23 protein-coding genes and 2 tRNA genes are annotated in these 23,957 nt (G+C 69.8%); 18 read left to right on the top strand and 7 right to left on the bottom strand.

Translation table 11 applies throughout. The features are described from left to right. Positions 1-159 precede the first annotated feature (159 nt). The 11 genes from cimA (at position 160) to CGZ93_RS09155 (ending at position 10,400) form a co-directional block, all read left to right on the top strand. Positions 160-1,740, top strand: a complete 1,581-nt coding sequence (gene cimA / locus CGZ93_RS09205; protein ID WP_094363817.1) for a citramalate synthase — start codon at positions 160-162, stop codon at positions 1,738-1,740. Positions 1,741-1,784: 44 nt separating this feature from the next. Then, positions 1,785-2,609 carry a fumarylacetoacetate hydrolase family protein gene (locus tag CGZ93_RS09200; protein WP_094363816.1) on the top strand — a complete coding sequence of 275 codons (825 nt, stop codon included), beginning with the start codon at positions 1,785-1,787 and terminating at the stop codon, positions 2,607-2,609. Next, positions 2,606-4,141 (top strand): glutamate--tRNA ligase, encoded by a 1,536-nt coding sequence (gltX, locus tag CGZ93_RS09195; RefSeq protein WP_456073006.1) that lies wholly within the window; start codon positions 2,606-2,608, stop codon positions 4,139-4,141. Before CGZ93_RS09200 ends, gltX begins: the two co-directional genes overlap by 4 nt. Positions 4,142-4,145: 4 nt before the next feature. After that, a complete protein-coding gene (locus CGZ93_RS09190) occupies positions 4,146-5,072 on the top strand; it encodes a CPBP family intramembrane glutamic endopeptidase (RefSeq protein ID WP_229117324.1) in 927 nt (308 codons plus the stop codon). 131 nt (positions 5,073-5,203) lie between these two features. Next, a tRNA-Gln gene (locus CGZ93_RS09185) sits at positions 5,204-5,275 on the top strand. 53 nt (positions 5,276-5,328) lie between these two features. Next, a tRNA-Glu gene (locus CGZ93_RS09180) sits at positions 5,329-5,401 on the top strand. Between the two features lie 167 nt (positions 5,402-5,568). Continuing rightward, positions 5,569-7,743, top strand: coding sequence for a PhoX family protein (locus CGZ93_RS09175; RefSeq protein WP_094363815.1), 2,175 nt, complete (start codon positions 5,569-5,571; stop codon positions 7,741-7,743). 159 nt (positions 7,744-7,902) lie between these two features. After that, positions 7,903-8,361 carry a RidA family protein gene (locus CGZ93_RS09170; protein ID WP_094363814.1) on the top strand — a complete coding sequence of 153 codons (459 nt, stop codon included), beginning with the start codon at positions 7,903-7,905 and terminating at the stop codon, positions 8,359-8,361. Then, positions 8,358-8,876, top strand: a complete 519-nt coding sequence (locus tag CGZ93_RS09165) for a 3-hydroxyanthranilate 3,4-dioxygenase (RefSeq protein WP_094363813.1) — start codon at positions 8,358-8,360, stop codon at positions 8,874-8,876. Before CGZ93_RS09170 ends, CGZ93_RS09165 begins: the two co-directional genes overlap by 4 nt. A gap of 4 nt (positions 8,877-8,880) precedes the next feature. Continuing rightward, positions 8,881-9,333 carry an amidohydrolase family protein gene (locus CGZ93_RS09160; RefSeq protein WP_094363812.1) on the top strand — a complete coding sequence of 151 codons (453 nt, stop codon included), beginning with the start codon at positions 8,881-8,883 and terminating at the stop codon, positions 9,331-9,333. Next, complete coding sequence (locus tag CGZ93_RS09155) at positions 9,315-10,400, top strand: diaminopropionate ammonia-lyase (protein ID WP_229117323.1); 1,086 nt, start codon at positions 9,315-9,317, stop codon at positions 10,398-10,400. Before CGZ93_RS09160 ends, CGZ93_RS09155 begins: the two co-directional genes overlap by 19 nt. Here CGZ93_RS09155 and CGZ93_RS09150 read toward each other — a convergent pair. From CGZ93_RS09150 to CGZ93_RS09135, 4 genes are all read right to left on the bottom strand, one after another. Then, positions 10,397-10,888, bottom strand: a complete 492-nt coding sequence (locus CGZ93_RS09150; protein WP_094363811.1) for a DUF309 domain-containing protein — start codon at positions 10,886-10,888, stop codon at positions 10,397-10,399. The genes CGZ93_RS09155 and CGZ93_RS09150 overlap by 4 nt on opposite strands. 107 nt (positions 10,889-10,995) lie before the next feature. Next, on the bottom strand, positions 10,996-12,693 hold the full coding sequence (locus CGZ93_RS09145; protein ID WP_094363810.1) for a glutamine--tRNA ligase/YqeY domain fusion protein: 1,698 nt from the start codon (positions 12,691-12,693) through the stop codon (positions 10,996-10,998). A 19-nt stretch (positions 12,694-12,712) separates the two neighbouring features. Then, positions 12,713-14,155, bottom strand: coding sequence for a polyprenol phosphomannose-dependent alpha 1,6 mannosyltransferase MptB (gene mptB / locus CGZ93_RS09140; RefSeq protein ID WP_176451701.1), 1,443 nt, complete (start codon positions 14,153-14,155; stop codon positions 12,713-12,715). Positions 14,156-14,202: 47 nt separating this feature from the next. Continuing rightward, positions 14,203-14,928 (bottom strand): IclR family transcriptional regulator, encoded by a 726-nt coding sequence (locus CGZ93_RS09135; RefSeq protein ID WP_094363972.1) that lies wholly within the window; start codon positions 14,926-14,928, stop codon positions 14,203-14,205. 123 nt (positions 14,929-15,051) lie between these two features. Here CGZ93_RS09135 and leuC point away from each other — a divergent pair, with 123 nt between their 5' ends. From leuC to CGZ93_RS19875, 3 genes are all read left to right on the top strand, one after another. Next, positions 15,052-16,479 (top strand): 3-isopropylmalate dehydratase large subunit, encoded by a 1,428-nt coding sequence (gene leuC / locus CGZ93_RS09130; protein ID WP_094363808.1) that lies wholly within the window; start codon positions 15,052-15,054, stop codon positions 16,477-16,479. Next, positions 16,479-17,084, top strand: a complete 606-nt coding sequence (gene leuD, locus CGZ93_RS09125) for a 3-isopropylmalate dehydratase small subunit (protein ID WP_094363807.1) — start codon at positions 16,479-16,481, stop codon at positions 17,082-17,084. Before leuC ends, leuD begins: the two co-directional genes overlap by 1 nt. Positions 17,085-17,349: 265 nt before the next feature. Further along, a complete protein-coding gene (locus tag CGZ93_RS19875) occupies positions 17,350-18,084 on the top strand; it encodes an HU family DNA-binding protein (protein WP_094363806.1) in 735 nt (244 codons plus the stop codon). A 79-nt stretch (positions 18,085-18,163) separates the two neighbouring features. Here CGZ93_RS19875 and cofC read toward each other — a convergent pair whose 3' ends face one another. Continuing rightward, positions 18,164-18,988, bottom strand: coding sequence for a 2-phospho-L-lactate guanylyltransferase (cofC, locus tag CGZ93_RS09115; protein ID WP_094363805.1), 825 nt, complete (start codon positions 18,986-18,988; stop codon positions 18,164-18,166). A 227-nt stretch (positions 18,989-19,215) separates the two neighbouring features. On the opposite strand from cofC, the gene CGZ93_RS09110 reads away from it, so the two are divergent. From CGZ93_RS09110 to CGZ93_RS09100, 3 genes are read left to right on the top strand one after another with little or no spacing between them, the layout of a single operon-like run. Next, positions 19,216-19,860 carry a lysophospholipid acyltransferase family protein gene (locus CGZ93_RS09110; protein ID WP_407643939.1) on the top strand — a complete coding sequence of 215 codons (645 nt, stop codon included), beginning with the start codon at positions 19,216-19,218 and terminating at the stop codon, positions 19,858-19,860. Next, positions 19,857-20,846, top strand: a complete 990-nt coding sequence (locus CGZ93_RS09105) for an NAD(P)H-dependent glycerol-3-phosphate dehydrogenase (protein ID WP_229117321.1) — start codon at positions 19,857-19,859, stop codon at positions 20,844-20,846. The genes CGZ93_RS09110 and CGZ93_RS09105 overlap by 4 nt, the downstream gene beginning before the upstream one ends. A 10-nt stretch (positions 20,847-20,856) precedes the next feature. Then, a complete protein-coding gene (locus tag CGZ93_RS09100) occupies positions 20,857-22,011 on the top strand; it encodes a D-alanine--D-alanine ligase family protein (RefSeq protein ID WP_229117320.1) in 1,155 nt (384 codons plus the stop codon). 39 nt (positions 22,012-22,050) lie between these two features. Here CGZ93_RS09100 and CGZ93_RS09095 read toward each other — a convergent pair whose 3' ends face one another. Together CGZ93_RS09095 and CGZ93_RS09090 are read right to left on the bottom strand one after the other, a co-directional pair. After that, a complete protein-coding gene (locus tag CGZ93_RS09095; protein WP_229117319.1) occupies positions 22,051-22,536 on the bottom strand; it encodes a DUF3515 family protein in 486 nt (161 codons plus the stop codon). A 1-nt stretch (position 22,537) separates the two neighbouring features. Further along, positions 22,538-22,774 carry an Lrp/AsnC family transcriptional regulator gene (locus CGZ93_RS09090; RefSeq protein ID WP_094363968.1) on the bottom strand — a complete coding sequence of 79 codons (237 nt, stop codon included), beginning with the start codon at positions 22,772-22,774 and terminating at the stop codon, positions 22,538-22,540. A 139-nt stretch (positions 22,775-22,913) separates the two neighbouring features. Between CGZ93_RS09090 and CGZ93_RS09085 the strand changes: the two genes are divergently transcribed. Then, complete coding sequence (locus CGZ93_RS09085; RefSeq protein WP_094363803.1) at positions 22,914-23,879, top strand: thiamine-phosphate kinase; 966 nt, start codon at positions 22,914-22,916, stop codon at positions 23,877-23,879. The last annotated feature ends 78 nt before the right edge of the window (positions 23,880-23,957 follow it).

The raw sequence follows: 23,957 nt of genomic DNA, 5'->3' as shown, positions 1-23,957 counted from the left end.
CTCCGGGCCCAAGAGCCGACCGTAGAGTCGTTGCGGCGGGCCATCTGGGGGGCTTCTCAGGGGTTGAGACCTCCCGAACCGAGCCGCGTGGGACCGCACACTTGGTGGGTGACGCATGCCCAGCACACGCCGATGTCGGCCCCTGGGACGGGATTCGCGATGACGGATCATCCGGCCCCCGAGGAGTTCCACGTCTACGACACGACACTGCGCGACGGCGCCCAGCAGGAGGGCCTGCGGCTCTCGGTCGCCGACAAGCTGCGGATCGCCGCCAGTCTCGACGAGTTGGGGGTCACCTTCATCGAGGGCGGCTGGCCGGGCGCCAATCCCAGTGACACCAAGTTCTTCGAGGCGATGCGCGACGGTGAGGTGCCGCTGCGCAACGCCACCCTGAGCGCCTTCGGGTTCACCCGCCGGGTCGGGCGCAGGGCTGCCGACGACCCGATGATCGCCGCGGTCCGTGACTCGGGCGCCAGCGTCGCCTGTCTGGTCGCCAAGAGCCACCAGCGCCACGTCGAGCACGCGCTGCGCGCCAGCCTGCAGGAAAACCTCGCCATGATCGCCGACTCGGTGTCCCACCTGGTCGGTGAGGGGCAGCGGGTGTTCCTCGACGCCGAGCACTTCTTCGACGGCTATCGCACCAACCGCGCCTATTCCCTTGAGGTGGTCCGCACCGCGGCCGAGGCCGGCGCCGAGGTCGTCGTGCTGTGCGACACCAACGGCGGGATGCTGCCCAGCTGGATGCACGACATCGTCTGCGACGCCGCCGAGATCGGGGTCGACCTCGGCATCCACTGCCACAACGACTCCGGTTGCGCGGTCGCGAACACGCTCGCCGCGGTCGAGGGCGGGGCGATGCACATCCAGGGCACCATCAATGGCTACGGCGAGCGCACCGGCAACGCCGACCTGTTGCAGGTGGTCGCCAACCTCGAGCTCAAGTTCGGCTGGCGGGTGCTGCCCGAGGGGGCGCTCGCCGAGGCCACCCGGATCTCGCACGCGGTGGCCGCGGTGACCAACGTGCCCGGTTCCCCGCGTCAGCCCTACGTCGGCGGATCCGCCTTCGCGCACAAGGCCGGGCTGCACGCCTCGGCGATCCGCGTCGACCCGAATCTCTATCAGCACATCGATCCCGCCGTTGTCGGCAACGACATGCGCACCCTGGTCTCCGACATGGCCGGCCGGGCCAACATCCAGCTCAAGGGCGAGGAACTCGGCTTCGACCTGTCCGACCGCGACCTCGCCTCCCGGATCACCGACACGGTCAAGGAGCGCGAGGGCCGCGGTTATTCGTATGAGGCCGCCGACGCCAGCTTCGAGCTGCTGCTGCGTGACACCCTCGACCAGCTGCCCGAACCGTTCTCGGTGTGCTCCTGGCAGGTGCACACCCACTCCACCGACGGCCGCGGCGAGACCGACACCCACGCCACCGTCCGGCTGGCCGCCAAGGGCAAGGAGCAGGTGTTCGAGGGTGAGGGGAACGGCCCGGTGAACGCGCTGGACCAGGCGCTGCGCCGGGCGCTGGAACAGGCGTACCCGCAGGTGTCGGCGTACGAGCTGACCGACTATCGGGTGCGCATCCTCGACCAGGGCCACGGCACCGACGCCGGGGTCCGGGTCCTGATCGACACCAGCGACGAGTCACGTGCGTGGACCACCGTCGGGGTGGGGGAGAACGTGATCGAGGCGTCCTGGGAGGCGCTCAGCGACGCCTACCTCTACGGGCTGATCACCGCCTGACGTCGACCGACGGGGTACGCCGCCCCGCGCGATAGGCTGGGGCAATGCGTGTCGCACGATTTTCAGTCGGTCAGGATCCCCGCTACGGTCTGGTCGAGCTGGCCGAGGACAACGGTCCGCATCCGGACACCATCGGCGTGCTCACCGGGGACCCGCTGGCGATGGCGGTGCAGTTCACCGGGGAGCGGGTGCCGCTGTCCCAGGCGCGGTTGCTGGCCCCGGTGATCCCGAGGTCCAAGGTGGTCGGGGTGGGGCGCAATTATGCCGCCCACGCGGCCGAGCTCGGCAATGAGGTGCCGCAGACCCCGCTCACCTTCTACAAGCCGAACACCGCGGTGATCGGTCCGGGTGAGCCGATCATCTATCCGTCGTTCTCCGAGCAGGTCAGCTTCGAGGGCGAGTTGGCGGTCGTGATCGGCCGGATCTGCAAGGAGGTCCCGGTCGAGCGCGCCCAGGACGTGATCTTCGGCTACACGATCGCCAACGACGTGACCGCCCGCGACAAGCAGGGCCCCGACAAACAATGGGCCCGGGCCAAGGGGTTCGACACCTCCTGCCCGTTGGGGCCGTGGATCACCAGCCACTACTCGATCGAGGAGGCCGGTGAGCTGATGATCACCACCACCCTCGACGGCGAGCAGCGCCAGCACGGGTCGACCTCGCTGATGATCCACCCGATCGCCGAGCTGATCGCCTACATCAGCTCGTTCACCACGCTGCTGCCCGGTGACGTGATCCTCACCGGCACCCCCGAAGGGGTGGGGCTGATGATCCCCGGACAAGAGGTGAGCGTCAGCATCGAGGGCATGGGAACCCTGACCAACAAGGTGATTTCCGCCGACCCCGACCACGCAGGAGAGAGCAAGTGAGCCAGACCCCGAACCCGGTGTCCACCCGCACCCACGACGACGTCGACGTGCTGGGCGGGATCGAACCGAGCCAGGTGCGGGTGCGGTTCCCACCCTCGCCGACCGGCAACCTGCACGTCGGCAATGTGCGCAGCGCCCTGTTCAACTGGGCGTTCGCGCGACACTTCGGCGGCACCTTCGTGCTCCGGATCGAGGACACCGACAACGCCCGCAGCACCCAGGAGTCCTATCGCGGAGTGCTGGATTCCCTGCGCTGGTTGGGAATCGAGTGGGACGAAGGGCCTGAGGTCGGCGGCCCGTACGCCCCCTATCTGCAGTCCGAGCGGGGGAGCCTGTACGCCGAGGTGGTCGACGCGCTGTTGGCCGGTGGCCAGGCGTACCGCTGCTATTGCACCCGCGAGGAGCAGGAGGCCCGGGAGGCCGCTCGCAGCGACAAGTCGCTGGTCGGCTATGACGGGCACTGCCGCGACCTCACCGAGGAGCAGCAGCAGGCGTACCGCAGCGAGGGTCGCGATTCGGTGATCCGGATGCGGATGCCGGCCGAGGACATCACGTTCACCGACCTGGTCCGCGGGAGGATCACCTTCCCCGCCGGGCAGGTGCCGGACTATGTGATCGTGCGCGCCAACGGGGATCCGCTGTACACATTGGTGAACCCGGTCGACGACGCGGTGATGGGGATCACCCACGTGCTGCGCGGGGAGGATCTTCTCAGCTCCACTCCGCGCCAGGTGGTGCTCTATCGCGCCCTGGCCGAACTCGGCATCGGCTCAGGGCGGACGCCGTTGTTCGGCCATCTGCCGATCGTGATGGGGGAGGGCAACCGCCGGCTCTCCAAGCGGGACAAGGGATCCGGGCTGGACGAATATCGAGAGCTCGGCTATCTGCCCGAGGGGCTGCTGAACTATCTGGCACTGCTCGGCTGGGCGATCGCCGACGACCGGGACGTGTTCTCGACCTCGGAGATGGCCGAGGCGTTCGACATCCGGCACGTGTCCGGCAACCCGGCCAAGTTCGACCCGAAGAAGTGTCTGGCGATCAACGCCGCGCACATCCGGCTGCTCGACGACGCAACCCTGGCCGAGGAGATCACCCCCTTCCTGGTCCGCGCCGGGCTGGTCACCGATCCGCCTCAGGCCGACGAACGCGAGCTGATCCTCGGCGCCGCCCCGCTGATCAAGGAGCGGTTGAACACCCTCAGCGAGGCCGTGGACAAGGTGCGCTTCCTGTTCACCGCCGACGAGGCGATCGAGATCGAGGAGAAGGCGACCCTGAAGCCCGAGGAGGGCGCGGTGCTGGACGCCGCGATCGACGCCCTGGCAGGGTTGTCGACCTTCGACCACGAGCAGGTGGAGGCGGCCCTGCGGGGGGCGCTGATCGAGCGACTGGGGCTGAAGCCGAAGCTCGCGTTCGGGCCGGTCCGCACGGCGATCACCGGATCCAAGGTGTCTCCGCCGCTGTTCGAGTCGATGGCCCTGCTGGGGCAGGAATCCTCGCTGGCCCGGCTGCGCCGGGCACGCGCCACGGTGTGACCCGGTGTCCTCGATCCTGGCACGCGCTTCCGCGCACGCCGCACCCCCGGGCGCGCGCTATCCGCAGCTGCTGCGTACGCCGGAGGCCGCCTGGTGGCGCTCCGTGGCCGGGGTGCTGATTGCGCTGTGGACCTGGCTGCTGCTCAGCGGCCTGGTCAGCCAGGTGGTGCTGCTGCTCGCCTGGCGGCTGGGTCACCAGGACCTGGCGAAGGACGAGTTTCTGGCCCAGGCCCGGGGATATCAATACTGGGAAGGAATGCTGGCCTCCCACCTCGGGATCATCACCATGATCCCGATCGTGCTGACGGTGCTGCACTTCGTGCACCGGGTGCCGCTCGGGCGGATCTGGTCGGTTTCGGAGGGGCCGCGCTGGCGCTATCTGCTGGCCTGTCTGCTGATTTCGGTCGGGGTGTTCGCCGGCTATGTCGGGACCCTCCCGCTGCGCGGCCAGCCGCTGCACTGGCAGCCCCAGCCAGGATTGCTGCCGTTCCTGCTGGTGATTCTGCTCCTCACCCCCTTCCAGGCGCTGGCCGAAGAGGTGCTGTTCCGCGGCTATCTGCTGCAGGGACTGGGCGCGCTGTTCCGCAGCCCCTGGCCCGCGGTGCTCGGCTCGGCGCTGCTGTTCGCCCTGTTCCACGGTGCGCAGAACCCGCAGTTGTTCCTCAGCCGGCTCGCCTTCGGCCTGCTGGCCGGCTGGCTCGTGGTGCGCACCGGCGGACTGGAGGCCGGGATCGCGGCGCACGTGATCAACAACCTGTTCGCGTTTCTGCTGGCCGGGCTGACCAGCACCATCGCCCAGGTCCGGCAGGTCACCGAGGTCGGCTGGGCGCAGGCGTTCTCGGACGTGATCACCTTCGCGATCGTCGCCGTCCTCACCTCGGTGGTGGCGGCGCGGATGCGGGTTCCGGACTGCGTGGACGAGCCCTCCTGAGCGGTGCGAGGACCGCGCGCCGGGGTACGGATATCGGTTTGGTGCCGGACCGCCGGATGCGGTAAGGTTCATCGTCGTTGCCGGAGCGTCAGCGGAGGCGGCGCACACCGCGCTGACCGCTTGGTCAGCAATGGGGTATGGTGTAATTGGCAGCACGACTGATTCTGGTTCAGTTAGTCTAGGTTCGAGTCCTGGTACCCCAGCGCAGAGCGCGATTCGCCACGGCTGATGGGCCATGGTAATCTCGTTCGGCCGCGGCCCCGTTGTGTAGCGGCCTAGCACGCCGCCCTCTCAAGGCGGTAGCGCGGGTTCGAATCCCGTCGGGGCTACAACTGCCCGGATTCCCTTCATCACGAGGGGGTCCGGGCATTTGCGCGCCAACCCCAGGTTGTCGCCCAGACGTCGCCGAAGGTTCACCTGAAGTCCCCGTGAGCACCTGTCCATATCCCCTAGGTTCAGCCTGTTCTCAGATTTCGGTTGGCTGAAAGGGCTCAAGATGAACGGTCGACGCACCCTGCTCACCCTGCTCACGGACGGCGTTGGCCGGTCCCGGCGTACCTGTCAGATGCGCTGCGGTGACCAGTGCAGCCACCCGGTCCCCAACGAGTCCGACAACGACTACATCGGCGACATCATCACCTCGGCGATCTCGCGGCGTACGCTCCTGCAGGCCTCGGTGGTCGTGGGCGGCGCGGCCGCGCTCGGGGTGGGCGCGAACGCGTTCGTGAAGGCCCCGCCGGCCAGCGCGATCAGTTTCCCGGGTTCGCCGGCCGGAATGGGCTGGACCCCGATCGCCCCGTCCACCGCGGACGCGGTGATCGTGCCGCAGGGGTTCGACCAGGACGTGGTGATCCGCTGGGGTGACCCGATCTTTCCCAAGACGCCCGCGTTCGACCCGAACAACCAGACCGCGGCCGCCCAGCAGCGGCAGTGGGGCTACAACAACGACTACCTCGGCTTCCTGCCCACCGAGGACCCGAACGTGCTGCTGATGCTCGCCAACCACGAGTACACCGACGAATACATCATGTTCCCCAGGTACAACCCGGCCGCCCCCACCCGCGAGCAGGTGGAGATCGCCTGGGCCGCGCACGGCCTGTCCGTCGTCGCGGTCCGCAAGGTGGCCGGCACCGGCAACCTCGAGCCGATCCTCGAGCACCGGCTGAACCGTCGCTTCCACACCCAGACCCGCTTCGAGTTGACCGGCCCGGTCGCCGGCCACGAGCTCGTCCGCACCTCGGCCGACCAGTCCGGCCGCAGCGTGCTGGGTACGCTGAACAACTGCTCCGGTGGGCTCACCCCGTGGGGCACCTGGCTGACCGCCGAGGAGAACTTCAACCAGTACTTCGGAAACGCCGCCGCGGTCACCGAGCCCGTCGCCGCCGCCCGGCTCAAGCGCTACGGCATCTCCGGCGCCGCCTCGGAGCGCAAGTGGGAGCGATTCGACAACCGGTTCGACCTGGCCGAGGAGCCCAACGAGGCCAACCGGTTCGGCTGGATCGTCGAGGTCGACCCGTTCGACCCGCAGTCCACCCCCAAGAAGCGCACCGCACTCGGCCGGTTCAAGCACGAGGCCGCCAACATCGCCGTCGCCAAGGACGGCCGCGTGGCGGCGTACATGGGTGACGACGAACGCTTCGACTACTTCTACAAGTTCGTGTCCGCCAACAAGATGGTGGCGGCGAGCCGCGCGGCTGGCTCTCGCGCCGCCACCGCCCGAGCCAACTCCGACCTGCTCGACAACGGAACCCTCTATGTGGCGAAGTTCACCGGCAACTCCGGCGCCATGGACGGCACCGGCAAGCTGCCCGCCGACGGCCGCTTCGACGGCACCGGGGAGTGGATCAAGCTGGCCTCGGGGACGCAGTCGTTCGTCGAGGGGATGTCCGCCGAGGAGGTGTACCTGTTCACCCGGCAGGCCGCCGACAAGATGGGCGCCACCAAGATGGACCGTCCCGAGGACGCCGAGCCGTCACCGAGGACCGGCAAGGTCTACATCGCGCTCACCAACAACACCGACCGCGGCAAAGCGGGCAAGGCCGGTGCCGACGAGGCCAACCCGCGCAACCTGAACAAGCACGGGCACGTGCTCGAGCTGATCGAGGACGGCAACGACTCGGCCGCCACCACGTTCACTTGGAACCTGTTCCTGGTCGCCGGTGATCCGAACGACCCGACCACCTATTTCGGCGGGTTCGACAAGGCCCAGGTGTCGCCGATCTCCTGCCCCGACAACGTCGCCTTCGACGAGCACGGCAACCTGTGGATCGCCACCGACGGCTCTCAGCTGGGCGCCCACGACGGCATGTTCGCCGCGGTCGCCGAGGGCGCCTCCCGCGGTCAGCTGAAGCAGTTCCTGTCGGTGCCCAAGGGCGCCGAATGCTGCGGCCCGTGGGTGGACGCCGAGCGGGTCGCCGCCGCGATCCAGCATCCGGGGGAGACCGACGGCGCCTCCTTCGAGGCCCCGTCCTCGCACTGGCCCGACGGCGGGACCTCCGTGCCGCGCCCGTCGATCGTCGTGGCGTGGCCGCGGGCGGCCGCGACTCCGCCCCCGGTGACCCCCACTCCGGGTCAGCCGGCCCCCGGCCAGCCCGCCCCGGGCCAGCCCGCGCCCGGGCAGCCCACCCCGCCCAAGGAATCCACCGGCGGGCTGGCCAAGACCGGTCGCTGAGCCACCTCCACCGAGGGCCGAGTCGCCGCCGCGGCTCGGCCCTCGTGGCGTCCTCGGCGCTGCGCGGCTCCCGGGCAGCTGATGGCCGCATTGCGCACCCCCACTGGTGAAGCGGGGCCCGGCAGGGGATAGTGGGCCCAGGCGAACCGAGGCGGGTCCATGGCGGACGGCAAAGTGCTGGAGGGGCGCGCCAGACCCCGCGGGCGGTTTCCGCACGTGAAGGTGGCCGGCGATCTGGTGTTCGTCTCCGGCACCTCGAGCCGCCGCCCGGACAACAGCTTCGCCGGCGTACGCGTCGACGAGCTGGGCACCACCGACCTCGACATCGGCGAACAGACCACCGCGGTGATCGAGAACATCGCCGACATCCTCGCCTCGGTGGACTGCACCCTGGCCGACGTCACCCAGATCACCACCTTTCTGGTGAACATGAACCACTTCCGCGGTTACAACGAGGTCTACGGGCGGTTCTTCGGCGAGACCGGCCCCGCCCGGACGACCGTTGCGGTGCACCAGCTGCCGCACCCCCACCTGTTGATCGAGATCCAGGCCATCGCGGTACGCCCGCCGCGGGCCGGGCGCGGGGAGAGTGGGCGTACCGAAGGAGAAGAAGCGTGACCGGACTGGTGATCAACCTGCAGGCGTGGCTGACCGAGCACGCCGACCAGCTCAGGCCGCCGGTGAACAACAAGGTGATTTTTCCGGCCGGCAAGGATTTCATCGTCCAGGTCGTCGGCGGACCCAACCAGCGCACCGACTTCCATGTCGAGCCCTACGAGGAGCTGTTCCACCAGATCCGCGGATCGATGCACGTGAACATCCAGACTGAGCAGGGAATGCAGCGGATCGACATCAACGAGGGCGATCTGTGGCTGCTGCCCGGCGGTGTCCCGCACTCCCCGCAACGCCCCGAACCCGGGTCGATCGGGATCGTGGTGGAGCGGATCCGCGCCGAGGGGGTGCTGGAGTCCTTTCGCTGGTATTGCCTGCGGTGCAACCACCAGTTGCACGAGGTGACCTGGCAGGTGCGCGACATCGTCGCCGACCTGCCGCCAGCGTTCGAGGGGTTCTATGCCGACGAGGCGTTGCGCAGCTGTGCCGAGTGCGGGGCAGTCCACCCCGGAAAGGGCTGAATCCGTGGCGGGCAAGGTGGACGTGCACACCCACTCGGTGCCGGTCGGCTGGCCGGACCTGAACCAGACCGTCGCGCCGCACCACGACTGGCCGTGGCTGCGCGTCGACAGCGAGCGGGAGGCGACCATCATGGTCGGCTCGAGCGAGTTCCGCAGGATCGGCGACTCCTGCTGGGCGCCCGAGGTACGCCGGGAGGCGATGGCGCGCAGCGGGGTGAGCACCCAGGTCGTCTCGCCGACGCCGGTCTTCTTCAACTATGAAAGGCATCCCGGCGAGGCGGTCAAGGTGGCCCGGGTGTTCAACAACCTGGCCCGGGAGACGTTCGCCGACCAGGGCCCGGAGTTTCTCACCGTCTGCCAGGTGCCGCTGCAGGACGCCGACCTGGCCTGCGCCGAGCTGGACCGCTGCCTTCCTCGGCCAGGCCGGGTGAGCGGACCGTGCGCCCCCTTGTACTGAACGACCCGGCGGCGGTGCCCAGTGAGACCTCTGGCGCGTTCCCCTTCCACCGCGGGATTCCCGGGTACACCGCCACCGACCTGGTCGATCTGCCGACGCTGGCCGCCGAGCTGGGTGTGGGGCGGGTCCTGGTCAAGGACGAGTCCTTGCGGTTTGGGCTGCCGTCGTTCAAGGTGCTGGGCGCATCCTGGGCCACCGCACGCGCCGTCGGTGAGCTGATCGGGAAATCTGTGCCCAGCTGGGATTCGCTGACCGAGGTGTGCCACGGTCGCCGCTTGACCCTGGTCACCACCAGCGACGGCAACCACGGCTGGGCGCTCGCCTGGGTGGCGCGCCAGCTCGGCGTACGCTGCCGCGTCCACCTCCCTGACGGTGTGGGATCCCTCGCCAGGCGGGGAATCCGGGGACTCGGCGCGGAGACGGTCGACACCGGCGGCGACTATGACGAGGTGGTGGCCGCCACCGCCGCCGGCCTGGATGCCGCGGCCGGGGAGGTGCTGGTGCAGGACACCAGCTGGGAGGGTTATACCGACATCCCGCGGGCGATCGTCGAGGGTTATCGCACGCTCGCGACCGAGGCCGAGGAACAGGCTGTCGCCCTTGGCGTACGCCCCGACCTGGTCCTGGTGCCGGTCGGAGTCGGCTGCCTCGGACAGGCCATGGTGGAACACTTCGCCCGCCCTGGCGGCACCGCGCGGGTGGTGGCGGTCGAACCGGAAGGGGCCGCCTGCGTCACCGCCTCGCTGGCCGCCGGTACGCGGACCACGGTCGACACGTCCCGGCACACCAGCATGGCCGGTCTGCGCTGCGGTACGCCGAGTGCCGACGCCTGGCCGGTGCTCCATGCGGGGTTGGCCGGGGCCGTGGCCGTCACCGATGCGGAGGCGGCAGCAGCCGTCGCTGAGCTCGCGGCACTCGGGCTGGCGCTCGGTCCCTGCGGCGCGGCCGCGTTGGCCGGTCTGCGGGTGTTGCTGTCCGACCGGGGGTCGCGTGCGCACCTGCGGCTCGGGGATGCCTCCACGGTGCTGCTGATCGGTACCGAGGGATCCGCCGCCAATGCGGGTTAGTCGTCGAGGCCGCGCGCCAGGGCCTCGGCAGTCGAGCGCAGGCCCGCGTCGACCCAGCCCAGGTCACTCGCATCGGCGGCGGCTGCCCACCGCTCGGCCTGCGGCAGAAGGACCTGCAGATCGGCCCCGTGGGTGGTGTCCCGCCAGCCGCGCAGCGCGGTGGCTCCCCGGCGCAGCAAGCCGGCCGCACCCGGGGCGTTGCCCCGGGCGGCGTGGGTGAGTCCCACGGCCAGTTGTGCGAGGGCGCGCCAGAAGGCGCGTTCCTCATCAGGACAGGACTTCCAGGCGTCCTCGAACACCTCGTGGGCGTGGAACGGGCGCCCTGCCCGGAGGAGTTCGACCGCCTCGGTGAGGGTCTGCTGCGGCGTCCGCGTGACGCCCTCACCCAGTCGCGGTACGCCCACCGCGTCGTGGGCGAGCGGGCGGCCGAGCCCGTCCCGGGGCCGGGCACTGCGGGCCCGACCCTCGGGGTCACGGTCCCGGCTCATCGCACCCCGCCATCCAGCGAACCGTCCAGCCAACCACCGAACCCTCGAGGATCAGGCGGGCAGCAAATTGGTTCGCTGGATGGGGAGTGGGGCACGGGTGGGCCGGCCTACTCGCCCGCGCGCTTCTGGATGTTGGCCCATTCGTCGCGCAGGCCGACGGTGCGGTGGAACACCATCGGTTCGCGCGGGTCGTGGGCGAAATAGCCGAGCCGCTCGAACTGGACAACGGCACCGGGCTCGGTGTCGGCGAGTGCCGCCTCGACCTGACAGTCGGTGAGCCACTCCACCGAGTCGGGGTTGAGATCGTCCATCGGCTCACCGGTACCTTCGCCGGGCACCTCGGCGGAGAAGAGCCGGTCATACAACGCCACGCGGGCCGGAACCGCGTGCTGGGTGGAAACCCAGTGCATGGTCGATTTCACCTTGCGCCCGTCGGGGGCGTTGCCGCCACGCGACTGGGGATCGTGGGTGGCGTGCACCGTGGTCACGGTGCCGTCGGTGTCGTGCTCGACCGAGGTCGCGGTGACCAGGAAGGCCCCGCGCAGGCGTACCTCGCGACCGGGGGACAGTCGGAAGAACTTCGGCGGCGGCACCTCGGCGAAGTCGTCCCGCTCGATCCACAACTCCCCGGTAAATGGGACCCGCCGCGTGCCGTCCTCGGGGTTCTCCGGGTTGTTGACCAGCTCGAACCACTCCACCACAGGGTTTCCGGCTTCATCGCGAGGCCAGTCGTCGAGCACCAGCCGCAGCGGTCGGGTGACCGCCATCCGCCGCTGGGCGTGCGCGTTCAGCTCGCGCCGGACGAACGACTCCAACAGTTCGATGCTCTGCCGGGAGTTGGTCCTGGTCACCCCGATGTAGTTGCAGAAATCGACGATCGCCCGCGGCGGATAGCCGCGTCGGCGCAACCCGCGCAGGGTGGGCATCCGCGGGTCGTCCCAGCCGTCCACCACCCCCTGCTCGACCAGTCCCCGCAGCCGCCGCTTCGAGGTGATCGTGTGGGTCAGCTCCAACCGGGCGAACTCGATCTGGCGCGGCGCTTGACCGGGCAGCGGCAACTGCGCGAGATACCAGTCATAGAGCGGCCTGTTGTCCTGGAATTCCAGTGTGCACAGCGAATGGGTGACACCCTCCAGGGCATCGCTCTGACCGTGGGCCCAGTCATAGGTGGGATAGATGCACCACTTGTCGCCGGTCCGGAAGTGGTGGCGGCGCCGGATCCGATACATGATCGGGTCGCGCAGCTGCATGTTCTCCGCGTCCATGTCGATCTTCGCGCGCAGCACCCGGGCCCCGTCGGCGAACTCGCCGGCGCGCATCCGCCGCAGCAGGTCGAGATTCTCCTCCGGGCTGCGATCCCGGAACGGGCTCGGAGTTCCAGGTTTGCCGTAACCGCCCCGCTGTTCCGAGATCGCCTCGACCGTCTGATCGTCCACGTACGCCTTCCCGGCCAGCACCAGCTCCTCGGCCCAGGCGTACAGCTGGTCGAAATAGTCCGAGGCGTGCCTGATCGAGGCGGGGGTGAAACCGAGCCAGCCCAGGTCGGCGACGATCGCCTCCCCATATTCGGCCTCCTCGGTGTCGGGGTTCGTGTCGTCCAGTCGGAGGTTGCAGATGCCGGAGAAGGCATCGGCCACCCCGAAGTCGACGCAGATCGCCTTCGCGTGCCCGATGTGCAGATATCCGTTGGGCTCGGGTGGGAATCGGGTCTGAACGCGCCCGTCGAAGGTGCCCTGCTCGTTGTCCGAACGCACCAACCCGCGGATGAAGTCGTCGTGGCCGGCGGGCATTTCGGGCGGTGTCATGGGCGCCAAAGTAGCACGCTCAGGCGAGAGTTCCGGCCGGCTCGGAGGCTTCGACGGCGCCCGCCCGGCGGCTTCTCCGGCGATCCCACAGCGCCCAGGCCAACGCCACCGCGGCACCGATCGGAACGACCACCGGCGGGGGCAGGAACTCCTGCAGAACGCCCGAGATCAACAGCACCAGCACCACGGCCAGACAGACCCGCACCATCCGGGCCGAGGGCCGGGTGAACGGGATCAGCGGTCCGCCCCACAACACGTACCAGGGTTGGATTGCCGGCCCGAGCAGTCCGAACGCCAACAGCGATCCCGCGGTCATCGCCACCGGCCGGCGAGGGCCGAACCGCCACAGCACCCACGCCAACCCGGCCAGCATCAGGATCCCACTGGTCACGCTGAGTCCGGTGTTGACCAGGTCCCGGTCGACCTTCCAGCGCAGCAGCAGCTGCGCGATCCAACTCAGGGGGGAGTGGTTGATGACCAGACTGGGCGCCCCGGCGTACGGCCCCATCCACCCCAGCATCAGCCGATCCGGCAACGACAGCAGCACAAAGACCGCGGCGCCGATGAAACCGCCGACCCCGAGCCCGCCGAGCGCGCGGCCCCAGTGCGGCCGCTCGGTGGGGCGATCACCGAACAGGGCGCACCAGACGACACCCACCCCGGCCAGGATCGCGGGCTGTTTCACCGCGGCGGCCACCCCGATCGCCACGCTGCCGAGGATCAGACCGTGCCGTCGACCGGCCAACCACAGCGCCACCATGATCAGCCCCACCATCAGGGCGTCGTTGTGCGCGCCGCCGATGAATTGCACCAGCACCAACGGATTCAGCGCGATCGCCCACAGCGCCGCCTGGGGTCGGATGCCGACCCGGCGCGCCAGCGCCGGAGCGACGGCCACCATCAGACCGACCCCGGCCAGGGCCATCACCCGCATCGCGACCACCGACCAGTAGGGGTCGCTGCCGCTGGCCCAGACCAGGAATCGCTGCAGCTGCAGGGCAAGCGGGGGATAGACGGCGGTGGTGTGCGCCCACGCCTGATAGATCCCATCCGCGAACGGGCTCGGGAATCCCATCCCCACCTCATAGGGGTTCTTTCCGTGCCCCAGCAGCCATCCCTGAGCGGCGTACGCATAGGCGTCGGCCGTCATCACCGGCGGGATCGGCCACATCGGCACGGTCCAGGCCAGGCCGATCCGGCGCCACGGGGTCTCCGATCGCCCCTGGTGCGGGCGAGGACGCAACTTCAACCAGGCGGCGAAGAGCAGCACCGAACCGATCACCGCACTGGTGCGGGCCAGATAGAAACCCGTGGTACGCCGGAACCAGGGCAGGTGGCGGTTGATTGGCCCGCGGGGCCAGTCCGGCAGATAGCCCACCGAGAATGGCAGCACGGCCACCATCGCCGATCCGAGCACTCCGAGACAGGCCCAGAGCAGCCAGGGTCGGGTGCGCGCGGGCATGGCCGTCATCCTAGGGCCAGAGGCGCAGCGCACCGCCCAACCGTGGCTCAGGCCTCCTGGCCGGAATCGCGCAGCACCTCGGTGAGTCGGTCCGCGGCGGCCATCACGGCCCGCGCGTGCAGCCGGCCCGGTTGACGAGAGAGCCGCTCGATCGGCCCACTCACGCTGAGCGCCGCGATCACCTTGCTGGACGGGGAACGCACGGGAGCCGACACCGACGCCACCCCGGCCTCCCGCTCACCCACCGACTGGGCCCAGCCCCGGCGACGCACCGCGGCCAGCGCGACCGCCGAATAGCGGGATCCGCGCAGCCCCCGCTGCATCCGGTCCGGTTCCTCCCAGGCCAGCAGCACCTGGGCGGCCGAACCGGCCGACATGGTCAACTGGCTGCCGATCGGCACCGTGTCGCGCAGCCCGGACATCCGCTCGGCGGCGGCCACGCAGATGCGGACATCCCCCTGCCGGCGGAACAACTGCGCCGACTCGCCGGTGATGTCGCGCAACCGGGCCAGCACCGGCCCCGCGGTGGCCAGCAACCGATCCTCCCCGGCCGCCATCGCCAGCTCCGCCAGCCGGGGGCCCAGCACGAAGCGCCCCTGCAGGTCACGGCCGACCAGCCGGTGGTGCTCCAGCGCCACCGCGAGGCGGTGCGCGGTGGGCCGGGCCAGGCCGGTGGCGCTGACCAGTCCGGCCAGGGTGGTCGGGCCGGTCTCGAGGGCGCTGAGCACCAGCGCCGCCTTGTCCAGCACACCGACTCCGCTAGAGTTGTCCATACACTGATATTGGCGTCTCGCCATCTGGAATGCAACTCCGATTGCGATCACGGCGGACACGATGGCGGGCAGCATCGGATCAGGATGCGACGAGGCCGATCGGGCTCAACCCTGGATGGAGTCATGGCAGAACACGAAGACACCCCCCTCACCCTCAGCGAGAAGCTGTGGCGCGACCACGTCGTGCGCAGCGAGCCCGGCGAACCGGATCTGCTCTACATCGATCTGCATCTGGTGCACGAGGTGACCAGCCCGCAGGCGTTCGACGGTCTGCGGGCCGCCGGCCGCGGCGTACGCCGACCCGACCTGACGCTGGCCACCGAGGACCACAACACTCCCACCCTCGACATCGACAAGCCGATCGCCGACCCGGTCTCGCGGACCCAGGTGGAAACGCTGCGCCGCAACGCTGAGGAGTTCGGCGTACGCATCCACAGCCTGGGAGACCCGGATCAGGGCGTGGTGCACATCATCGGCCCGCAGCTCGGGATCACCCAGCCCGGGATGACCGTCGTCTGCGGTGACTCGCACACCTCGACCCACGGTGCTTTCGGCGCGATCGCGTTCGGCATCGGCACCTCCGAGGTGGAGCACGTGCTGGCCACGCAGACCCTGCCCCAGGCGAAGCCGAAGACGATGGCGGTGAACGTGCACGGCGATCTCCCCGAGGGGGTGACCGCCAAGGACCTGGTGCTGGCGCTGATCGCCCAGGTCGGCACCGGCGGCGGCCAGGGGCACATGGTCGAATACCGCGGACCCGCCATCGAGCAGCTGTCGATGGAGGGTCGAATGACCCTGTGCAACATGAGCATCGAGTGGGGCGCGAAGGCCGGCATGGTCGCCCCCGACGACACCACCTTCGAATACCTGAAGGGCCGTCCGCACGCTCCCGAGGGCGCCGACTGGGATGCCGCGGTCGAATACTGGCGCACCCTGCGCACCGACGAGGGGGCACGCTTCGACGCCGAGATCGACCTCGACGCGTCCGCACTGGCGCCCTTCGTCACCTGGGGCACGAATCCCGGGCAGGGGGTGGGCCTGGCAGACCAGGTCCCGTCGCCGGAGGACTTCGACGATCCCGCGGCCCAGCAGGCCGCTGCGCGAGCCCTGGAATACATGGGGCTCGTCGCCGGTACGCCGATGCGCGAGATCGCTGTGGACACGGTCTTCCTCGGCTCCTGCACCAACGGACGGATCGAGGACCTGCGGCTGGCAGCCAGCATCGTCGAGGGCCACCGGGTTGCCGACGGGGTGCGGATGCTGGTCGTGCCGGGATCGGCGCGGGTACGCCTGCAGGCCGAGTCCGAGGGGCTCGACCAGGTGTTCACCGCCGCCGGCGCCGAATGGCGGGCCGCGGGTTGCTCGATGTGCCTGGGCATGAATCCGGATCAGCTGACCGCCGGGGAACGTGCGGCCTCCACCTCGAACCGAAATTTCGAAGGACGGCAGGGGAAGGGCGGCCGCACCCACCTGGTGTCGCCGGCTGTGGCCGCCGCCACCGCGGTGCGCGGAACCCTGTCGACCCCCAGCGACCTGGAAGGAGCCAAGTGATGGAGAAGTTCGCCACCCACACCGGGACCGCGCTGCCGCTTCGCCGCAGCAACGTCGACACCGACCAGATCATCCCGGCGGTCTATCTGAAGCGGGTCACCAAGACCGGTTTCGAGGACGGGCTCTTCGCCGCCTGGCGCTCCGATCCCGACTTCGTGCTGAACAAGCCGGAGCACCAGGGCGCCACGATCCTCATCCCCGGCCCGGATTTCGGCACCGGCTCCTCGCGCGAGCATGCCGTGTGGGCGTTGCAGAACTACGGCTTCAAGGTGATCATCGGATCCCGCTTCGGCGACATCTTCCGCAGCAACTCCGGCAAGGCCGGGCTGCTGATCGCGGTGGTGAAGCAGTCGACCGTGGACGAGCTGTGGGAGACCGTCGAGGCCGACCCGGCCGTGCAGCTCACCATCAATCTGGAGCAGCGCACCATCACCGGTGGCAACAAGGCCTGGGAATTCGAGATCGACGACTACACCCGGTGGCGGCTGATGGAGGGTCTGGACGACATCGGGCTCACCCTGCGGCACGAGGACGCCATCGGCAGCTATGAGCAGCAGCGACCGGCCTACAAGCCGAAGACGTTGCCTGCAAGGGTTTCCGGCTGATCCCAACACCCGATCGGCGGCCGGGACGGTACGCCGAACGGGCGGCCGGTGACCGGCGTCCGGACGGGCCGAGCGGCCCGCCTGTGGAGTGGAAACACTCGGAATCCGTTTCGACACGGTGCTTCCGAGTGCTTGACATGTTTGTGATTGATCCCTTCTTTCCCTAGCGTGGAGTCCAGCAGCTTCCACGGCTGCCGCCAAGATCCCGACAGGGCTTGGACACACAGGGGTCCCGAACAGTCGGGACAGTTCGGAGAAGGTGACTGTGAACAAGGCTGAGTTGATCGATGCGCTGTCGGTGCATTTCGATGGCAACAAGGCAGAAGCTGGCCGGATCCTCAACATCGTGATCGACACGATCATGGTCGAGGCCGCCCGGCACGGAAAGGTGTCGATCACCGGCTTCGGCGTGGTCGAGAAGCGGCACAAGCCGGCCCGCATGGTGCGCAACCCCCGCACCGGCGAGCGCAAGCGCGCCAAGGCCACCAACGTTCCCTCCTTCCGTGCCGGCACCCGGCTGAAGGACCTGATGTCCGGCGCGGAGAAGCTGCCGCGCGCCACCAAGAAGGCCGCGGCGAGCAAGACCACGGCCGCCAGCACCGCCAAGAAGACCGCCACCAAGGCGACTGCGGCGAAGTCGACCGCGGCGAAGAAGACCACCGCCAAGGCGACTGCGGCGAAGTCGACCGCGGCGAAGAAGACCACCGCCAAGGCGACTCCGGCGAAGTCGACCGCGGCGAAGAAGAGCACCACCAAGGCGACTCCGGCGAAGTCGACCGCGGCGAAGAAGACCACCGCCAAGGCGACTCCGGCGAAGTCGACCGCGGCGAAGAAGAGCACCACCAAGGCGACTCCGGCGAAGTCCACGGCGGCGAAGAAGAGCACCACCAGGGCCACTGCGGCGAAGTCGACCACGGCCAGGAAGACCACCGCCAAGAAGGCTCCGGCGAAGTCGACCGCGACCCGGAAGTCCACCGGCCGCACCGCCAAGAAGGCCTGAGCAAGACCTTCGGCGAAAGGGCTCGGAGCCGACGCTCCGAGCCCTTTGCCATGCTCGGCAGGGATCGCCGGACCACCGATCACAGCCAGACGGCCCGCACCCGCCCCTCCCGGTCCCGGGTCACCTGCACCCGCTGTCCGCAGCGCCAACCGATGACCTCGGCGGCCAATACCTCCCGGGGGGCCGACATCGCGGTGCCGTCGGCGAGCAACAGGCGTACGCCGTCCGGTTCGGCCTCGCCGACGGTCGCCGTGAGGTGTTCGAAGGGGACCCCGTCGGGGCCGAGAAGCCCTGCCATGGCAGCAGGCAGCGCTCCAGCCGTGGCGAGCGCGGTGAGGTCGGACAGGGTGTCCACGTCGTGGCGCAGGGGTGCGGGGACATCCAGTTCGACGGCCCCCAACTCCTGGTGCCGTCGGGCCGAATCCGTTCCGAACAAGGGCTGCAGGGCGAGCTCCCGCGCCGCCAGCAGACTGGTCCCCGTGCCGGCCGCGTCCCGGACGAACCAACGCCCCGGCCCCGCTCCGATCGTCCCCAGAGCGCGCTGGAGATCCTGGGCCGAGATGGCCGGAAGGTCGGCCATCGTCGCCACCAGCAGCCGGTGCTCGTCCGCATCCTCTGCACCGCGGGCGAATGCGGCGTTCAGCCCGCGCCCCGGATCGGGCAGGACGGTCGCCCGCAGCCCGTGCCCGCGCAGCAGTGACCCGGTCCCCGCAGCGGCGGAGACGATCCTCACCGAGGCGCCCACCTGGTTCCAGGCCGAGACCGTGTGCAGCAACATCAGTTGCGCCAGGCGCCCGCGGACCACGGCCGGCACGCCCAGCAGACGCGACTTGGCGCGGGTCAGGTCCTTGAACGGCAGCACCACCTGGACCGGTGCAGAGGGGGGAGGTGGTTCGTGGGCCATGGTCCCTGATGCTGCCACACCCGGGCCCTCGCTACAGTGGCAGCGCCGACCGCCAGGTGGGCCGTCTGAGACCCTTCGGAGGAGCCATGGCCGACAACCCGTCCCGGATGATTGCTCGGCGACCGCTCCGTGAGGTGATCTCCGAACCGGCCGAGCCCGTGCTGCGGCGTACGGTGTGGGCGGTCGCCGGGATTCTGCGGGTGATCACCCGCCAGGACTGGCGTGCGATGGAGAAGGTGCCGAAGTCGGGTGGGGTCGTGTTCGTGGTCAACCACATCTCGAACTTCGACCCGGTCGCCTACGGGCACTATCTGACCTGGTCGGGACGGTGGCCGCGATTCCTGGCCAAGGACGCCATTTTCCGGGTGCCCGTGCTCGGCTGGATCGCCACCAACGCCGGCCAGATCCGGGTCCATCGCGGTGGCCCGACCGCCCACCAGGCGGTGATCGCGGCCCAGCAGGCGATCCAGCGGGGTCAGTCGGTGTCGGTCTATCCGGAGGGCACCATCACCGCCGACCCCCAGACCTGGCCGATGACCGGGCGTACCGGAGCCGCGCGGATCGCGCTGGCCACCGGTTGCCCGGTGGTCCCGGTGGGGCAGTGGGGAGCCCAGGAGGTGCTGCCGGGCAAGAAACTGACCTGGCCGCGGATCCTTCCTCGCAAGACGATGCGGGTGATGGCCGGCGATCCGGTCGAGCTGGATGATCTGCGAGGACGCGCGGTCACCCCCGAACTGCTGGACGAGGCGACCGACCGGATCCTCGATGCGATCACCGTGCTGGTGGCCGAGCTGCGAGGCGAGCAACCGCCACCCGACCGCTGGGATCTCAAGCTGCGCAGACGGGTGCCGATCCGCGGGGTGCGCCGGTGAGTCGGGTCGCGGTGATGGGGGCGGGCTCCTGGGGGACCGCGTTCGCCATGATCATGGCCGATGCCGGCAACGAGGTGCGGCTGTGGGCACGCCGGACGGAGGTGGCCGAGGGGATCAACACCGAGCAGCGCAACCCGGCCTACCTCACCTCGGTCGAGCTGCCCACCGGCATCCACGCGGTCACCGAAGCCGACGCGGCGCTCGCGGACGCCGAGCTGGTGGTGCTCGCCGTGCCCTCCCAGCAGCTTCGGGAAAACCTGCTGCAGTGGCAGATTCCGGAGTCTTCGCGGTTGATCAGCCTTGCGAAGGGGATCGAGAACGCCAGCCTGCTCACCATGAGCCAGGTGGTCGCCGACACCGGGATCTCCTCGGATCGGGTGCTGGTGGTGACCGGGCCGAACCTGGCCGGTGAGATCGCCGAACGGCAACCGGCCGCCTCGGTGGTCGCGGCTTGGGACCCCACCCTCGCCCGTGAGGTCTCCGAGCGGTGCCGCACCCGCTATTTCCGTCCCTACACGAGCATCGACGTGGTCGGCTGTGAGATCGGCGGGGCGACCAAGAACGCGATCGCCCTCGCGGTGGGGATGGGCCACGGGCTGGGGTTCGGCGCGAATTCACTGGCCTCGTTGATCACCCGGGGTCTGGCCGAGACCAGCCGACTGGGTGAGGCGCTCGGTGCGGACCCGCACACCTTCGCCGGGCTGGCGGGGATGGGTGACCTGGTCGCCACCTGCATGTCCCCCCTCTCCCGGAACCGGACCTTCGGCGAGCACCTCGGCCGCGGCCACGACGTGCAGCGCGCCACCGAGCTGTCGCGCGGTGTCGCCGAGGGCGTACGCTCCGCCGGCTCGATCCAGGCCCTGGCCGAGCGGCACGGGGTGGACATGCCGATCGTCGGGCACGTGGTCGACGTGCTGGCCGGACGCCAGTCGCCACGCGACGCGATCAGCACGATGATGGCTCGGCACACGCGGCCCGAGAGGTAGGGTCGGGCGCGTGACGGACACGACTCAGACCGCAGCGACCCCCGACGTCGACGTGACCGGCCGCCGGACCGTGGCCCTGATCTTCGGCGGCAGTTCCAGCGAGCACACGATCTCCTGCCTGACCGCCGGCAGCGTGGCTCGAGCCATCGATCGGGACCGCTATGACCTCATCGGCATCGGCATCACCGGCAACGGCCGCTGGGTGCGGGTGCCGCTGGAGGAGATCCGCGCCATGGAGGTGCGCGGCGAGGAACTGCCCAGGCTGAGTGAGGACCATCCCGACGCGGTGCTGATCACCTCCGACGGAGAGGTACGCCTGGTCACCCGTCACGGGGACACGCTGAGCGACCCGGCGCGGTTGGACGTGGCCTTTGCGCTGCTGCACGGCCCGTTCGGTGAGGACGGCACGATCCAGGGTCTGTTCGAGATGCACGGCCTGCGCTACGTCGGCGCCGGTGTCGCCGCTTCTGCCGTGGGCATGGACAAGCACCTGATGAAGTTGGCGCTGGCCTCCAGCGCGATCCCGATCGGGCCGTTCGTGTGCATCCCTCCCCGGGAGTGGGAGCAGGACCCGGCCGCCTGCCTGGACGCTGCCAACTCGCTGCAGTTCCCCGTCTATGTGAAGCCCGCCCGCGGGGGATCATCGGTCGGGATCACCAGGGTCGACCAGCCCGACGGGCTGACCACAGCCATCGAGGAGGCCCGTCGCTGGGACCCGAAGGTGCTGGTGGAGCAGGGATTCGTCGACTGCCGCGAGATCGAGTGTGGGGTGCTGGGTGGGCGCTCGGGCGGGGCCAGCCGAGCGAGTGCGGTGGCGGAGATCCGGATGCACACCGAGAGCGGGTTCTATGACTTCAAGGCGAAATATCTGCCCGAGGAGCAGGTCAGCCTGGACGTACCGGCCGTGTTGGAGGAACAGGTCAGCGACACCCTGCGCGAACTGGCGGTACGCACCTTCGACGCACTCGGTTGCGAGGGCCTGGCCCGGGTGGACTTCTTCCTCGACCGGCAGGGCCGGCCCTACGTGAACGAGATCAATACAATGCCCGGATTCACCGCCACGTCGATGTTTCCGCGGATGTGGCAGCACTCCGGAGTCGATTATCCCCAGCTGATCGACGAGCTGATCAGTCTGGCGCTCGAGCGCCCCACCGGCCTGCGCTAGGGGCAGCCGGCGGCGCGCACATCGCGCGAGCCGGCCGATCTACAGACAGGCTTTGTGGGCGGGGTTGCCGACCTTGACCGCGGCGGCCAGGTCGACCAGCGCCTCGGCCTCCGGGGCGTACCGGGCGGGGACGCCGACCTGCACGGTGGCCCGCCGACCGATGGTGGTGAACAGCCACCCGCCCTGGCCCTCCTCGGCGAACCAGCCGACACCGTTCACCTCGAAGCACCGGGTGTCGCGCTGCATCGCCTCGGGCTCGGCGATTCCGCAGATCAGGGTGATCGGCGGCTCACCCCAGGCCGCGCTGAGTCTGCCCGAGGTGCCGCGCCGCTGTTTGCCGAGCACCTGGCCGGGCACGGAGGTGATCACCTGCTCGCAGGCGGCACGCACCTCGGGGGAGACCTGGGGGTCGGGCACGGTGACGGTGCTGCCGCAGCCGGCCAGGGTCAGTACCAGCGCGACCCCGGCCAGGCGCGCCGGGCGGACGCGGATCCGACCGCGACCGAGGGCGCAGGGGTGGGGCACCTCAGATGTTCACCACGGGGCAGGTCACGGTCCGGGTGATGCCGTCGACCACCTGCACCTTGGCCACCACCAGGGCGCCCAGATCGTCCACGGTAGGCGCTTCGGCCCGCACGATCACGTCATAGGGGCCGGTCACGTCCTCGGCGAGGGTCACTCCGGGGAGCTCCCGGATCGCGGCGGCCACCTCGGCCGCCTTGCCGACGCTGGTCTGCACCAGGATGTACGCCTGGACTGTCATCTGCTGCTCCTTGGCCGCGTGCCGTGCCCGGCGGGTTGTGCCGGTGACACCGCTGCTCACGGTACCGTGTCGGCCAAGGTCCGGCCACATCCCCGCGGTGCTGGCCGAGGAACCCTCGTTGGCGCTTTCAGGAGGTGCGATGCCCGCCGCGGACAAGCCCGCCGGAAGTCTCGACGAGCTGGGAGAATTCGCCCTCATCGAGCAGATCACCGCCGACCTGGAAACCTCCGCGGCCGTGCGACTCGGGCCAGGTGACGACGCCGCGGTGATCCGCCCTGATGGCGACGTGGTGGTCTCCACCGACACCCTGGTCGCCGGCGTGCACTTCCGCACCGACTGGTCGCTGGCCCACGAGGTCGGGCAGCGGGCGGTCGCCCAATCCGTGGCCGACCTGGAGGCGATGGGTGCCCGCCCGGTCGCCCTGGTCGCGGCCTTCACCGCGCCGGGCGACCTGCCGGCCGCCTGGGCCAAACAGTGCGCCCAGGGGATGCGGCTGGAGGCGGCCCGCAGCCGGTCGGTGCTGGTCGGCGGGGACGTGACCTCCGGGCGTGACATCACCATCACGGTGACCGTGCTGGGCGACCTGCAGGGGCGTCCGCCGGTCATCCGCGGCGGGGCTCGGCCCGGAGACGTGGTGGCGGTGTGTGGTCGGCTGGGTTGGTCGGCCGCCGGGTTGGCGGTGCTGCGGCGCGGCTTCCGCTCCCCGCGCGCGGTCGTGGAGGCGTACAAGGTTCCCGAAGTGCCCTACGGGCAGGGGGTGATCGCCGCCACGGCAGGGGCGACGGCGATGATCGACATCTCCGACGGGTTGCTCGCCGACCTCGGTCACGTGGCCCGCGCCTCCGGCGTACGCGTGGACCTGGAACGCGAACGGTTCACGGTGCCGGAGCCGATCCAGGCTGTGGCCGCCGCGACCGGGGCCGATCCGTGGTCCTTCCTGCTCGGTGGGGGAGAGGATCACGGCCTGGTGGCCACCTTCCCGGACGGCGCGCACCTGCCCGCGGACTGGCATCGGATCGGCGGCATCGCCGAGGGGGAGCCGGAAGTCCTGATCGACGGGGGCCTCTGGTCCGGGGAGTCGGGCTGGTCCCACTTCGGGCGCTGATCTCGGGTTGGTAACGAAGGTCGTTCCGCGCCGGCGGGTGCGGCGTGTGGCGGTCGGTCTGGGGCGGCTCGTTCGCTA

The sequence above is a fragment of the Enemella dayhoffiae genome (assembly GCF_002250625.1).
In the GTDB taxonomy this organism is placed as follows: domain Bacteria; phylum Actinomycetota; class Actinomycetes; order Propionibacteriales; family Propionibacteriaceae; genus Enemella; species Enemella dayhoffiae.
This window is presented reverse-complemented; position numbering and strand designations above follow the sequence as displayed.